Here is a 14935-nt window from a genome sequence, read left to right as displayed (position 1 = left end):
TTGTTAGCCACCTAATTTATTACACCAAATCTGATTTCATTTTCAAATGATATGTAAATAATCTTTTTGAAATCTTTGAACAATACATAATGATGCTGGGGAATCTTGCTTACTAAAAAAGGAATAATCTTCAACAAATCATTCAAATAAAACTCGTAACCATTATTCGTTAAGCTATCACCTATATAAATTACAACATCATCACTACGACATATTCTTTTGTCTAATAAGCTTTTGATAAAATTGACAGCATCAAAAGAAATATGCTCTTGATCTGAATCTACAAATTTGGTGTTATTTAACAGACGAAAATTAATGCGTTCTCCTACAAATGGAAAGTACGTATTTATATTTTCTACGCAATAAGATATATCTGAAATCAGTTTATAATTTATTGCCAGTTCATCCGCATATTCAATCAAAGAATTATCGTAACTACTATTCATAAATTAGTTTTATCTTGATGAAATATTATATTTCTTTTTTCAGGTGGCTAATGTTTTGCAGCTAATCGCCATTTGTGGCGATTGAGGTGCGTGTTATCAATCTTTGCCTGCGAATAAAGAATCTGGTATCCTATTCTTATATTCATTCGAACTTGGAACTTCTACATCTTCATATTCAGATGTTAAACTATGTACGAATCCGTCTGATAGAACTTTTTCTTCAATAAATTTCAATAGCTTGGGAGTTCCTTCATATATATCAGAATCGGGAACGTGTTCGAGGTCTGCATAATTATCATAGAAGTAGTCTGGGTTTAGAAGCCAATAAACCATTCGTGCAGTACGAATATCACAGTATGGATGGTTTATACACTGCGTAATAGTCCAATTTCCATCATCGTAGTTATAGCTCTCTAATAAATAATGCAATTCTTCTGAATTGTGAATTGATGTTATTTGCCTTGATATTTCATTGGCAAATTCTTCCATCCCAATTTTTCGTTGGCGTGAGTACGCCTTAAAAAATTCTTCATCCTTACAACCTTCCATATGCTTGTCAAAGTCGGATTGAGCCATTGAAAAATAGTATTCATTTCCGGCGCACACTGCCCATTCTCTCAATGTGTCCAACTCTTGTTTCCGTTTCTCACTTAAATTTTCGTACATAGTATTATAATTTATTTTGATTGATAACGTTATACTATCAGCGAAATCCGCTGTTATTTTCTTTAAGTATCAGACCTCGTTGTCCTCCATTATTAAGTCGTCCAACGGGCTTTTGATATTGCTCTTATAGGTGTCGGCGATGTGGACATACCGCTCCGTTGTCTTGATGTTGTTATGTCCCATCAGCTCCTTCACAATCTTGATGTCCGTCCCTTGCTCCAGCAGATGTGTGGCAAAGGAGTGGCGCAGCAGGTGCGGATAAATCCGTTTCGTGATGCCCGCCTCCTGTGCGGCGGCTTTCAGCCGTTTCGACACGATGCTTTCCGTAAAGGGTTCGCCCGGCCTGCGCTCGAAGAGCCACACTTTCGGCTTATACAGACGGTTGTATTCCGTCAGCTTCTTCATCAGCGGCCTCGACAGCAGCGTGTAGCGGTCTTTCTTGCCCTTGCCCTGCCGCACCCGTATCAGGTTGCGGGACTCGTTGATGTCGCCGGGCTTCAGTTCCAGCAGTTCGCTGATGCGCAGGCCGGCGGAGTAGAGGATGGAGAACATGCAGAAGAAACGCAGGTCTTTCGCCGCCACATCGAGTATCCGCTTGATTTCCTCCTTGCTCAGCACGTCGGGCAGGGTCTTCTCGCGCTTGGCACGGTTCACCTTGTAGCACCGCCGTTCCTGGCCGAGCACTTTCTCGTAGTAGAACTTGATGGCGTTGATGCGCTGGTTCTGCTGGCACGAGGATATGTTCCGCTCACGGATGAGATACAGCAGGTAGCCGTTTATCTCGTCGGACGTGATGGCCTTTACCTCCCGTTCCCTGAAATGCTCCTGAAAATCCCGGAAGTAACCGGTATATACCCGTACCGTGTGGTCGCTGTATCGCACCTGACGGAGTTTTTCCAGATAGCCGGCGGGCAGCGGCGGACGGCTGTCCTCCTCTTTCCGGGGCGTGTAGCCCTTTATGGCGGAGTAGTCGATGAACGCCATCTTCACATAGCGGTCGAAGAACTCCGCAAGCACGAAGCTCTCTTCCGGCAGATAAGCCCTGCCGCCGACAAGCTGCACACCTTCCTCCTTCGACAGCGGCAGGCGCAGGCCGTCGTGGTCGAAGCTGACTTCGATGAACTTCCTGCCGTGCCGGACGGTCGGCGAAAGTTTTATTCGGGGTTTATTCTGATATATTTCCATAATGAACCGCTTTTAATGGTTGTCCGGAAGCCATGCCTCCGCATGGGATTCCCTTGCCCGGCACATAACAACATCCGGCGGCATTCAGGCACGGGAAACCCGTTGAGTGAATACCGCCGGACATGGCTTTTCCTCCGCTTTGCTTTTGAGAAGGAAGAGGGCAATGGGATATGGATAGGGGGCAGCGATGCGGATGGTCAGAACCGGTTTCTTGGAGAAAATCCGCAGCAGGAAACGGCACGCGGTAGAAGTCCGTCCCCGGCGGGACGGATACGGCTGCTCCCTTGTATGTCGTCGTTTCTCTTGCCATGATATGCTTTCCTATTAAAATTAATCCTGTTCATCGCATTCAATTTGGGGGCGCACAGCCCCTATACCGCTCCAAAGTTAAACAATTCCATTGAAAACAGAAGAAAAAACAGCCGTTTTTTTGCTGGTCTCACAGATTTTTCTTATAATACCCCGCGCAAGACGGGCAAGAATGCTCAGGCGGACAAATCCTTAGAGCGCTATCATAAAAAATTAAAAACGGGAGTGTGTCAAATATAAATTGCTACACTCCCGTCAGGGGTACACCGCCTTTCCCGGCTTCCGCTTACAGCTTCACTCCCCGGTATTCCCTGTGTTCTATCCCCGGACTGCCTATGATGACATGGCTGCGGATATAGTCATGCGCTGCATCGTCCGGCTTCGGCACATGTTCCGCTTTCGGCATTGTCTGACCGCCTTGTTCCTGCCCCTGACCGGGCGTTTCCTCTTGCTTGGGTGCCAGCTCCAGCTGTATCTTGCGGTCAAGGGCGGCAAGTTCGGATTTCAGTTGCTTCAATTCATCCTCTTTCTTCCATGTCTTGCCCGCTATCTCCCGCAACTGCGGTATCTCTTGCTCCAGCACTTCTTTTTTCGCCTTGTACTGGTCGATGACCGAGGGTATCTTCTCCAGCGCGTTCAGGAAGTTCACGGCGGCGGCATGGGTATCCGCCATCGCCAGATGCCCGTTGTTGTAGCTGTACCTGTAGTTGCCTGCCACCACAAAGCGGTTGTCGCAGAACTCCAGCCCGTCTTTGAGTGTCTTTTCGCTGACCACCTCGATGGGGAAGCCATACAATTCGCCCACGCGCTTGTACTGTCCTCCCGTCGTGGCGTTCTTCGCTATCTCCTGTAACCGCTTGCCGATGGCCTTCTCGTCGGTGGTGTCCAGCCCGTCAATCTTGATGGGATTGAGCCGGTTGCCCTCCTTGTCAGTCTGTACGGCGGCGGTAAACTTCTCCCAGTCCTCCGTCATGCCGGCGATGACCGCTTGGTTGTTCCTAAGCGCCGAGGTCTTGCTCTCCAATTTCAACTCCGAATCCCGCTTGCCCTTGTGGAACGATTTGCGTTCGCCCTCCAGCGAGGCGATTTTCTTTTCGAGCTTCGCCTTGTCCAGCAAGTCCGTGTTGCCGGAGAGTATCGCCATGTACTCCGAAAAGTTCATGCCCGACTTCTCGTCCATCGCCCCCTCGTCGATGGTTCGTGCGCCCAACGCGCCGCTTTTCAACTGCGAGATGAACGTCTGCTTGCAATGCAGCAGGTTGAACTTGTAGCTGTCCAGCGACTTCTCCACCGCATAGATAATGACATCCACCTTATTATCCGCATACAGCTTGGCAATCTCGTTGCCTTTCCGCACTGCCCGTCCGTCACGCTGGGCGAGGTCGGACGGGCGCCACGGCGTGTCGAGGTGATGGATGGCCACCGCCCTCCTTTGGGCATTTACTCCCGTGCCGAGCATACTCGTCGAGCCGAACAACACACGCACATAACCGCTGTTCATCGCCTCTATCACCGCCTTCCGTGCCTTCTCGTTCTTGCACTCCTGAATAAAGCGGATTTCGCTTGCGGGAATGCCGTAGTCCTCCACCAGCTTGCGTTTGATTTCGGTGTACACGCTCCAGCCGCCACCGGGCTGATACGTGCCCAAATCCGAAAAGACGAACTGCGTGCCTTTGTGCGCGTCGTATTTGCGGTAGTATTCCGCTATCATCTTGGCGCAATGGCTTGCCTTGTTGTCGGGGTGGTCTTCGTAATTCGGGTCAATCATGCGCATATCCAGCGCCATCTTCCGTGCGTAGTCCGTGGCGATGAGCATCTTCGCCTTCTCCTCCGTTTCCGAGAGCGGCGGTCTGCCCAATATCGTCGCATCTCCCGACTTGGCGAACTGCATCAGCTTCCCGATAAACACCTCTTGGTCCGGGGTGGGCGGTATGTGGTGCAGTATCTCGTTCTTCTTCGGACGGTCCACGCCAATGTCCTCCGCCGTGCGGTAGTCGGTTATCTCGTTGTAGAACGCCGCCAGCTCCGGCACCTTGATGAAATAGCGGAAGCGTTCCTTCTGCACGATGTTGTTCGTCACGTTGAACTCGAAGTCGGTGGTCTTTTTGGCGAATATCGCCGCCCATGCGTCGAAGCAGCGGATGTCCTGTTTCTCCAGCGCCTTCGGGCGCAGGTATTTGAACAGCAGGTACAGTTCCGTCAGCGAGTTGCTGATGGTCGTGCCAGACAGGAACGTCGCCCCCAAGTCCCTGCCCGTCCTCTCCTGTATGGTGCGGATGGCGAACAGCAGGTTCAACGCCTTCTGGCTTCCTTCGGAGTTGCCCAGCCCCGCCACACGGTCATGGCGCGTGTTGAACGTCAGGTTCTTGAACTGGTGGCTCTCATCGACAAAGAGGTGGTCGATGCCCATCTGCTTGAAGTCCACCACATCGTCCGTGCGTGACTTGATGGCGTGTTCCACCTTTTCGAGCTTCGCCTGAAGGTTGATTTTTCTTTTCTCCAGCCCCCTCAGCATGGCGCGTGACACGTCCTTGCCCTGATTGCGCAGCACTTCGAGGTTTTCCTCCACCGAGTCCAGCTCTTCCTGCAAGATGCGCTGCTGCAACTCCGGCGACTGCGGTATCTTGCAGAACTGGTCGTGCGACATGATGATGCAATCCCAGTCGTTGTTCTTGATGTCGTTGAAGAAGCGCACACGGTTGGCTGCCGTAAAGTCTTTTTCCGAGGCATAGAGTATTTTCGCGTTGGGATAAGCCTTGCGGTAGGTCTCGGCAATCTCGCGCACGTTGGCTTTCAGCCCGATAATCATCGGCTTGTGAACCAGCCCCAGACGCTTCATCTCATAGGATGCGACACACATTATCAGCGTCTTGCCGCCGCCCACTTCCTGGTCGGCGATACCGCCGATGTTCAATTTCAGCATCCATACGCAGTCCTTCTGCGAAGGATACAAGTCCTTTATCCCCAAGCCTTTCAGGTCCAAGTCCGGGAACTTCTGGTGCGAGCCGTCGTACTTCGGGCGCACGAAGCAGTTGAACTTGTTGTTGTACATGTCCGTCAGCCGTTTCTTGAACTCCGGCGACTGTTCCTCCAGCCATTCGGTGAAGCCGTTGCGAATTTCATCAATCTTCGCATTGGCAAGCTGTATGCCCTCGCTGTCGCACACCTTGATGTCATTGCCGTGCTCGTCCTTGCCGATGCTTTTCATCATGTCCGGGCAGGTGTTGTGCAGGGCGTGCTTCAGGAGGTTCATGCCGTCGTAGTGGCGGTAATAGCCTTTCACCAGAAACTCGTCCGTGATTTTCATCGTCTTGTGGCTGCACGCCACCGCATACTCGTCGATGTTTTCCGAATAGGTTATCCGCACCTCCGTATCGAACAGGCGGCTCATGTAGGCGGCATACACTCCCGTGGGTATCCAACGCTCCCCGAAGTTGAAGTCCAAGTCCTCGAAGGGGATTTGTTCGGGCACGGCATCTTTCAGGGTTTCAAGCGCCTCTTTCGCCTGCGGCAGCATTTCGTGTCCCTCATGACTATTCACCCAATTTTCCACGTCGGCGACTTTCTGCACCACGTTTCCGGCGATGAAGCGGTCGGCAATCTCATAGCTATTCTCCAGCGGATTGTAGAACACTCGTCCTTTCAGGGCTTCGAGTATCTCCGCCTGCGGCAAATCACAAAGCGACTCCATGTAGGGCAGGTTCACGCCGCCGTACCGGTTCAGCGAGGCGGACAGGGCTTCTTCGGGCGACTCCACTCCGGCAAGTGTTTCCTGCGAGAAGGCGACGGGATGGTCGAAGATGTCCGCCTTGACGAACTGCCCGTTCTCGCCGCGCTCCAGCGAGAGCATGTTGCGCCCCGAAGCGTCCATCAGGATGAGCTTGGCGTTGTGCTTGGCGTTCAGGTTGCCGTAGCGCATGACAAACTCGTCATAGTAGGTGTTCAGGTTGCGGCGCAGCAGGGCGTTCTCCTCGTGGTTTTCCGCTTCGTGGGTGTAGAGCCGCTCGTAGGTGTTGCGCAGGTCGATGTACAGTTGTGCCTTCTGCGCCTGCATCCCCTCCATGTCGAGCGGCTGGAAGGTCGCCCCGTACTTGGTGACATCCTTCAGCACCCCGATTTGGAAGCGGACGCCGCCGGTATGTTCCCATACCAGCGAGCCTTCCTTCAGGTGCGGCTCCATAATGCCCTTGAACGGACGGGGCATCATCGCTTCCTCTTTCCTGCGCTGCCGTTCTTCCGGTGTCAGGGCTGCTTCCTCCTCCCGCATCTCCCTTTCCACACGCTCAATCCGTCTTCTTCCCTCTGCCTCAAAGCCGTTCTCTACCGGATAGGTCGGGCGCACGGACGAGGATTGTTCCGTTTCCCTCGCCTGTACCTTTTCTTTTTTCGTCTCCGACAGCCCTGCCGTTTGCTTGGCGGCATTGGCATCCATTTTTTCCTTTCCCATCTGGCGCAGTTCGGCACGCCTTTCGGGTGTGAGTGACATCATCATCTCATAGAATCCGTTGATGGGCGGGTTGGTTTCCCAGTCCAGACTGCGGTAAACGGCATCCTCCGGGTCATCGTCTTCGGCTGGGGCGGTAGCGCCTTCAGGATTTCCGTGCATGGGTATTGGCTCTTCGTGCCGGCTTTCCGGCATTCCGCTCGCCTCTTGACGGATGATTTCCTCCATCTCCCGTACCTCTTCGGGGCTGATGGCAGGAGCCGTTTCCGCGCTTCTGCCTCTTGCCGCTTCATTTTCTTTTTCCGCCGTTACCCGCTGCCCGTCAGCAGGCATCGGGAACAATGACGGTTGCACCGGCTTCCGGCGTTTGGACTTGGTTCCTTTCTTCCTGTCCGGTTTCAGTCCCCGTTCCGCCAATCTGCGCTCCTCCTGCGTGTAGCCGAACAGGTCGTACAGGTCCATTACAGGAGCCTCGGACTGCTTCGTTTCCGCTCCCTGCGCTACGGCTCTCATCGGCTGTACCGGATTCCCTTCTCTTTTCGTTTCCGTCTGTTCACCCGTATCCGTCAGGGCATTTCCTTTTTTCACCTCTGTACCCTGCCCGGCAGCAGTTTTGATGTTATTTTCTCTTTTCACCTCCGCTTCTTGCCCGGCAACCTGCCTGATGTCATTCCCTTTTTTCGCCTCCGCCTGTGCAGGCTGTACGACAATTGCCTGCCGGGGTTCCTGCCTTTCCCCCTTGACACCGTTGTAGCGTTCCAAGTCCAGCCGTGCCGACAGGTCCGCCGACAATATCCGGTACAAGTCCGTGGCGATGCCCTCCACGCCGCCGCTGTGCGTATATACCATAGCCGGCTTGCCGTAGGGGTCGGTATCCCTTTTCGCGTCGGTGTGGATGATGTATTCCGGGTGGTCGAAAAAATACCCGTTGGTGGAAATTCCCGTATGGTTGTTCTTTACGACATCGCCCAACCTCTTGTCCTCTTCGGAAAGCTCCTCCTTGCCCTCGTTCTTTTGTAGGATAATCAGGTCGCACCCCACCTCCGTGTTGGCATTGTCCGTGAACAGGTTGTTCGGCAGGCGGATGGCGGACACCAGATCCGCCTTTCTCATCATCATGTAGCGTGTGCCGCCGTTGCCCTCCGTGTCCAGCACGCCCTGCGAGGTGATGAATGCCACGATACCGCCGTCACGCACCGCGTCCAGCCCTTTCAGAAAGAAATAGGTATGCACCTTCCTTGCCGCTATCTTTTTGAATACCGAGCCATTGGTGTATTCCGGGTCGAACACCGCTATATCCCCGAAAGGGATGTTGGAAACCGCAAGGTCAAACCGGTTCAGGAACGGCTTTTCTATCTTCTCGAAGCCTTCCGTGCGTATCTTCTGCTGCGGGTACAGGTGTCCGAGCATCTTGCCCGTCAGCAGGTCTTTCTCGAAAGCCATGACCTCCGCCTGCGGATTGTCCGACAGTACCGGGGCGATGAACGCGCCCATGCCCGCCGACGGCTCCAGCACGAGCTTCGGGCGCACCTTCTTGTCGTGGAGCACGTCCACAATGGTGTCCGTGATGGCTTGCGGCGTGTAGAACGCCGTCAGCACCGAGGCTTTCAGCGAGTCCACATACCGCTTGTACTCCGTTTCGTCCCTGCTGTTCTCACGGATGATACGGTGCAGTTCCACCGTCGGGGCGAACAGTTCGAGGTCGGACTTCACCCAATGCACGGCATCCGCCAGTTCCTTTGCCGGGTTCAGGATGCACTTCAGCCCTCCGAAGCCACAGTACCGCTCCAGCAGCGCACGTTCCCTTTCCGTCGGGGTGCGCCGTTCCCGGTCAAGCGTGAACGCCGTGCGTACCGCCTCGATGTTGTCCCTCAGCTTCTGTTTTCTATTGAACGCCATAGGACTCCAGATAAAGCATGACGGTTCCTACCAGCTCCGTGTAGAGCAGGTCATGCGCGGGTGACAGGGCGAAGGTGTCATCCGACGTGTCGTAACCGGCAAACAGGTTGTTCAGGTGGGGGTAGAGCCTGCGGCAGAACGGTTCACGCTCCTGTTCCGCCACCTCGTCGGCAAACTCCCTCTCCACGACCTCCGTCAGCAGGGCGTAGGGAGAGAAGTGCAGCCCTTCGAGCAGCACGCGCATGGCTTCCTCGTGGGCGTCCTCCACCGTGCCGCCCGCCAGCCTTTCCTTCTCGAAAGTGGCGGTGGCGGCTTCTTCGCGTCCGGCAATGAAACCGGTATCCGATGCTTTGTCAGGATGGTATTTTCTCAGGTAGTCCAGCAGGTACAGCCCGTAATAGGACAGTTCCACTGGAACGGTTTTCTTGTTCTGTTTCATCTTTTTATGGATTTAGTGGATAAATGATTATAGATATGTCCGTTACTCTTTTCACCGGCTGTGTGAGGCTGAGCCCGCCGACCTGTACCTCCCTTTTTGCCGGCTTGTCCGGCATTTGCCGGAAAGAAAGAAAAAAGGCACCCGGTATCCCTCCGAGTGCCGCCACTAAATCCATGTAAATAAACAGTATCAACGAATTGAAACAGATTATTACATGAATCAGTGGCAAAAGTAATGCAAATCGAGGGGAGAACAAAATAAGTTCGCTTATTTTTATTCCGAGATGCTGCTTACTTTATCAAAAAGTAGTCATTTATTTTCTTCTTCCTTTCATGTTTGTCCCTTTTCTTGTTCTTTTCGCCTCCGGAAACTCGAACACGGTGTTGAAATCCGCGTCGAAGGCGACCGCCGCGCTGAACGGCTTGCCCTGCTTGCTCTTGAAGCCGCTGAGGACATCCGTCCTTCCTTTTGCCAGCAGGTCGGTCATTTCCGTGTCGGTGAGCGTCCTGCCCGCTATCTGGCGGAACACCGGCAGGGCGCAGTCCGGGTTGTCGCAGCGCACCACCTTGCCGTAGAACTGCATCGTGCCCGTGCCGCACTTGGGGCAGGCACAGCCCGATGCCTTGTGACCGAAGATTTTATCGCAGGCGAGCAGTTCGGTGGTTATCTTGCGGGTGTAGCCCTCGATGTCACGCAGGAAAGCCTCGTGCGGCGTCCTGCCTTTTTCTATCTCCGCCAGTTCCGACTCCCAGCGCCCGGTCATTTCCACATCGGCGATGTCCATGCCCTTCACGATGGAATACAGGGCAAGCCCTTTCTCCGTCGGCACGAGCGATTTCTTCACGCGCACCATGTATTCGCGCCGGAGCAGGGTCTCGATGATGGCGGCACGGGTGGCGGGCGTGCCGATGCCGCAGTCCTTCAACGCCTGCCGCGCTTCCTCGTCCTCCACACCCTCGCGCCCGGCGGTCTCCATTGCCGCCAGCAGGGTGCTTTCCGTGTGCAGCGGCTTCGGACGGGTCATGCCCGAACTCATCGTGCAGCCGTTCATCGCCAGCGTGTTACCCTCCTTCCAGTCGGGCAGTACGGTGTCCTCCCTGTCCTCGCCATAGACCGAACGCCAGCCCACCTTGCGGATGATACACCCTTTGGTTTCAAACGCCACGCCTTCGCACTCCGCACGGACGGTGGTCGTGTCCTTGACGCACTCCGGGGAAAATGCCTCAATCATGCGCCCCACAATCATGTCGTAGATGAGCTGCTCGTTCTTGTAAAGAGCCAGCGGACGGTTCGGGGTCACCAACAGCGCATGGTGGTCGGTCACTTTCGATGCGTCCACGCTGCGGCGGTTCAGTTCGCCCATATCTGCAATCTTCTCCGCAAAGGACGAATGACCTGCCAGACGGTCGAACAGCGCAGGCACTTCGTCAAACACGTCCTCCGGGATGTAGCGGCTCGACGTTCTCGGATAGGTGACGAGCTTCGCCTCATAGAGCTTCTGCACGAGGTCGAGCGTCTGCTCCGCCGTGAAGCCGTGCTTCGTGTTCGCCTCCTTTTGAAGTGTAGTTAAGTCATATAATAATGGAGGGTTCTCCACCTTCTCTTTCTTTTCGACTTTGACAACGGTTGCCGCCATTTGTGCCTTTACCTTATTATATAATGCGGCGGCTTCCTCCTTGTCTTTCCATTTCTCCACCGAGGCGAACTTCACAAGCTCATCCACGCTCACCGACGGAGTGGAGAAATGCAGCTGGTGTACCGGTTCGGGCGTGAAACGCTTGTTCTCCCAGAAACGCTTGCAGACCATCGCCAGCGTGGGTGTCTGCACACGCCCTACGGAATACGTGCCCCGTCCGGCGGCGACGGTCAATGCCTGCGTGCCGTTGATGCCCACCAGCCAGTCGGCTTCGCTACGGGCTTTGGCGGCATGATAGAGACAGTCGTATTCGTGACCGTCCTTCAATTCTTTCAATCCCTTGCGGATGGCGGCATCGGTCAGCGAGCTTATCCACAGTCTTTGAAAGGGCAAGGTACAGCCGGTATAGGCATAGAGGTAGCGGAATATCAATTCTCCTTCACGGGCACAGTCGGTTGCCACGATAATACTGTCGCTCTCGTTCCACAGCTTGGTTATCACCTTGATTTGCTTCACCGCCGCTGCGTCCGCCTTGTAGCCCTTGTCCGTCTTCACCTGACGGGGGATTAACTCGAACCTTTCGGGGATGACGGGCAGGCTGTCACGCCGGAAGCCCTTGATGCCGTACCCGTCGGGCAGGGCAAGTTGTACCAGATGCCCCAATGCCCATGTCACGTGGTAGCCGTTTCCGGTGAAATACCCTTCTTCTCTTTTCATTGCGCCGACAATCCGTGCTATCTCACGGGCGACGCTCGGTTTTTCTGCCAATATGGTAATCATGTCTTTTTCTATTTAATCTGTTGATACTTTTGTTTTTTTAGAAGCTGTTTTGAATTTATCGTGCGATGATTTGGGATAAGTTTTTGAGGCATTTTCGCTTCTGTGATGAGGAAGATAGCGGGCTATCTGACGAAGAACAGGAGCGAAAAGGACCAAAAAATTGCCCAAAGCACACACGGAAACGGATACATCAAGCCAAGAAAAACTTTTTGGAGAAATTCAAAACAGCTTCTTAGATGGAAATGAAACGGGGCACGTCCTTGTCCGTGGGATATGCGGCACAGGGCGGTGTTCAAACCCCGTTTCAATCCGTTGATTATTGTCGGATGGATTTAGTGGCGGCAATCAGGACACCTTCATGCCTTTGGATTTCTTGGTCTGCCGTTTCTGCTGGGTTTCGTCCTTTGGTGCGGTCTGACCCTGCTGCAACGGCTCCTTCACGTGCTTGGTGGCCTCGTTGGTCTTGCCCTCGTTGTTCACGGCAAGCTGCGTCCTGCTCTCGTTCGACGGGGCGACGGTCTGCGCAAGGTCGGGATTCTGCGAGTAGGTCAGCGGACGCCCTTTCTCGAAGCTGAACTTCAGGTACTTCGTGCAGGGCTGCCCTTGGTCGTCCTTCGCGTTGGCAAGCACCACCGTCTTGCCCGCCACGTAATCCTTGATTTGCTGTTCGGTAAATGTGTCGTCTTTCCATTTTTTGATGGGACGGATGCTGCCGTCCTCGTTCGTCCACGAGCGGTTGCGGCGTTGCCGCTTCCCGTCGCTTTCGTTCCCTTGGTTCTGCTGCGTGTCGGACGGGTCATTGTTTTGCCCCCGCCTGCTGTCCGCCAGCCGTTGTGCCTGATTCTGATTTTTCTGTCCCGGCACGAACTCCACATCGCGCTTGTCGGCGTTCACTTGGAGCAGGGCATGGAACTTACGCCCGTTCTTGAGCGTCACTTCCTTGGGCAAGGCAAGCCCGGCACGCAGGATGTCCTTCTCCGCCGATGACACGGGGGTCAGCCCGATTTTGTCCGGGATGCGCACCTTGTTCGCCGGAACATCCACGATTTCATTCGTCAGGCGGTCGATGCTGATGTACGAGGGGCGGAACTCGCCGGTCCTCTCATCCGCCACGCTCACCATCTTGCCCAGATTTCCCGTGTGTTTCAGGTTGTTCCTGTCCTCGTCCGTAAAGGAATAGCCCTTATAGGGAACATCCAGCCTTGGCGCGTCACGGATGAAATGCGGAGTGAGTTTCAGCTTGCCGTCCTCCGTTTTTTGGAATGAGAGGCGGGCTTGCAGCTCGTAGCTCTCATAGGCGAAGGTCGGCTTCACCGTCACCAGCCCCGTCTTGCCGTAATTCATCAGGGCTTTCAAATCCTTTTCTGAAAGCTTTTCCCTGTCAATGCCGCACTTGCGCAGCTCCTCCCAGTCCACATCGCCGTCCGCTATTAGGTTCTGCTTCTCCGGCTTCTGTTGCTGTTGCTCCTGTGCAGGCTCCTGCACCTGTTCCGTCGGCGTTCCGCCCTCTTGGGACGGCTGTACGCCCTGTTCTTGTTTCAGTTCTTCCATTGTCTCATCTGTTTTTTGTTGTACACTATTTTCGTCAGTATTCTCTTTTTTCGTCTCCTCCGTAGCCTGCTGTTCCACAGCCTCCGTTTCGGCGTTTTCTCTTTTCGCCTCCTCCGTTTCCGGAGCCTGCCCACCGGCCAGCGTTTCCGCCTGCTTTTGGTATTCGGCGGTGTCCACCTTGTGCGCCGCGAGCATTTCCGCGTTTGCCGCAGGGTCTTTCAGCAAATCCTTGATGACCGGCAGCACCGCATCTGCCATGTCCGCCGCCACCCGGTAGAAGCCGAAGCGTGTCGGCTCCTTGCACTGGCGGTAGAAGTTCCTGAAGAAGTTATCCACCATGTCGCCGTGGCGGTCGAAGCGCAGGAAGTCCTGCGAGTGTTCTGCCTTTGCTGGAGCCGTCTTCGGATAACCCTTGCTGTCCAGCCCGGCTACTACGCTGATTTCGCCCGTCTTCTCGTCGCGGACGACCAGCACGTCTTTCTCGTTTTTCTTTTTCTGTTCCATTTTTGATGTTTTTTAATTGATAATTAACACTACGGCTTGCACCGCTTATCCGTTTTCTTGTCGTATCGCTTTCCCTTTGTCCATGTCCGCAAACATTGGGCGGGGCGGGATGCCGGGACTGCCGGGACTCTGCCCATGCATCCCTTTTTCCTTCTTTTCGCCTTTGCGATATACTCTCAGCGGTGTACCGCCACACGTTTCCCGCCGCCTTTTCTTTTCGCCTTGTCCGGTTTCCTCTTTGCCTCGTCCTTCATCTTCAGCACCTTCTCGCCGTCCTGCACCACCTCCTCCATGTTCCGGCTGATGAACTCCAGCACGTCCGACTCCTTGTAGTAGCTCTTGCGGCTGATTTTCCGGTAGCGCAGCCCGTACTCGCTGCGGAAGCGTTGCAGCGACCGCTTGCTGGTGCGCAGCATCTCGCACAGGTCCTGGTTGTCATACAGCCGTTCCCCGTCCATGTACTTCACCCCGGCGGCATCCTTGTTTATCAGCACCGAGATGATTTTGTCCTGACGGTCAAACCGCTCCATGATGCGTTGCATCCATGCCTCGAACTGTTCCCGTGCCACGGCCTCCGGGTCTTTCCCCCTGACGGTTTTCCGCCCGGTCTTGCCGCCGTTTCCCGTGCCCGTCCTGCCACGGGCTTGTTCCATTGTCATTGTGTCCATAACTGTTATTTCTTAATGATTACGGTGCAAAGGTCTGCAATCCTCCGCAGGCGCATTCCATAGTATGGGAAGGGTATGGAATGATTTTTTCCGTTTTCCTCCCGCCGCCCCCTGTTTTCCCCGCATACGGGCGCAAAAAAGGCGGCTCTGCCCGGCATTCAAGCACGGGCGAAGCCGCTCTTGTTTTCTCTTCCGCACCGTTCGAAATGTTAAATCCGGAGCGGAAGCCTGCGCCTCCCGAATATTTTTGTACATTTGAATTTATTGTGTGCAATACGCCATTGTCGAAGCCTGCCCGCCCCGTTTCCGCAAGTCCAGCGGCCCGAAATCGTGAGTTGGGCAACTCAGCCCGGCGAGTTGAGCAACTCACGGAAACGAGTTGGGCAACTTGGAAAAACGAGTTGGAGA

General features: G+C 54.2%; 8 protein-coding genes. All 8 read right to left on the bottom strand.

The window, feature by feature from the left end; translation table 11 throughout:
* Positions 1-11: 11 nt before the first annotated feature.
* The 8 genes from H6B30_RS07495 to H6B30_RS07460 all read right to left on the bottom strand — a co-directional run bounded on the left by H6B30_RS07495 (position 12) and on the right by H6B30_RS07460 (position 14527).
* Positions 12-446 carry a hypothetical protein gene (locus H6B30_RS07495; RefSeq protein ID WP_205109224.1) on the bottom strand — a complete coding sequence of 145 codons (435 nt, stop codon included), beginning with the start codon at positions 444-446 and terminating at the stop codon, positions 12-14.
* A gap of 96 nt (positions 447-542) precedes the next feature.
* Positions 543-1112, bottom strand: a complete 570-nt coding sequence (locus H6B30_RS07490; protein ID WP_205109222.1) for a DUF4274 domain-containing protein — start codon at positions 1110-1112, stop codon at positions 543-545.
* A gap of 69 nt (positions 1113-1181) precedes the next feature.
* The gene (locus H6B30_RS07485; RefSeq protein WP_071148900.1) at positions 1182-2297 is read right to left on the bottom strand and encodes a tyrosine-type recombinase/integrase; all 1116 of its coding nucleotides are present in this window, start codon (positions 2295-2297) and stop codon (positions 1182-1184) included.
* Positions 2298-2892: 595 nt separating this feature from the next.
* The gene (locus H6B30_RS07480; protein WP_205109220.1) at positions 2893-8949 is read right to left on the bottom strand and encodes a helicase-like domain-containing protein; all 6057 of its coding nucleotides are present in this window, start codon (positions 8947-8949) and stop codon (positions 2893-2895) included.
* Positions 8936-9388: a DUF1896 family protein gene (locus H6B30_RS07475; RefSeq protein WP_205109218.1), complete on the bottom strand. Its 453-nt coding sequence runs from the start codon at positions 9386-9388 to the stop codon at positions 8936-8938. The genes H6B30_RS07480 and H6B30_RS07475 overlap by 14 nt, the downstream gene beginning before the upstream one ends.
* Before the next feature lie 313 nt (positions 9389-9701).
* On the bottom strand, positions 9702-11804 hold the full coding sequence (locus tag H6B30_RS07470) for a type IA DNA topoisomerase (RefSeq protein ID WP_205109216.1): 2103 nt from the start codon (positions 11802-11804) through the stop codon (positions 9702-9704).
* 345 nt (positions 11805-12149) lie between these two features.
* On the bottom strand, positions 12150-13859 hold the full coding sequence (locus tag H6B30_RS07465; RefSeq protein WP_205109214.1) for a DUF4099 domain-containing protein: 1710 nt from the start codon (positions 13857-13859) through the stop codon (positions 12150-12152).
* A 176-nt stretch (positions 13860-14035) separates the two neighbouring features.
* Positions 14036-14527, bottom strand: a complete 492-nt coding sequence (locus H6B30_RS07460; protein WP_205109212.1) for a helix-turn-helix domain-containing protein — start codon at positions 14525-14527, stop codon at positions 14036-14038.
* Positions 14528-14935 lie beyond the last annotated feature (408 nt).

This window comes from Marseilla massiliensis, assembly GCF_016899955.1.
In the GTDB taxonomy this organism is placed as follows: Bacteria; Bacteroidota; Bacteroidia; order Bacteroidales; family Bacteroidaceae; genus Prevotella; species Prevotella intestinigallinarum.
The sequence above is the reverse complement of the archived record's forward strand: the minus strand, read 5'-3'. Positions and strand labels throughout refer to the sequence as shown.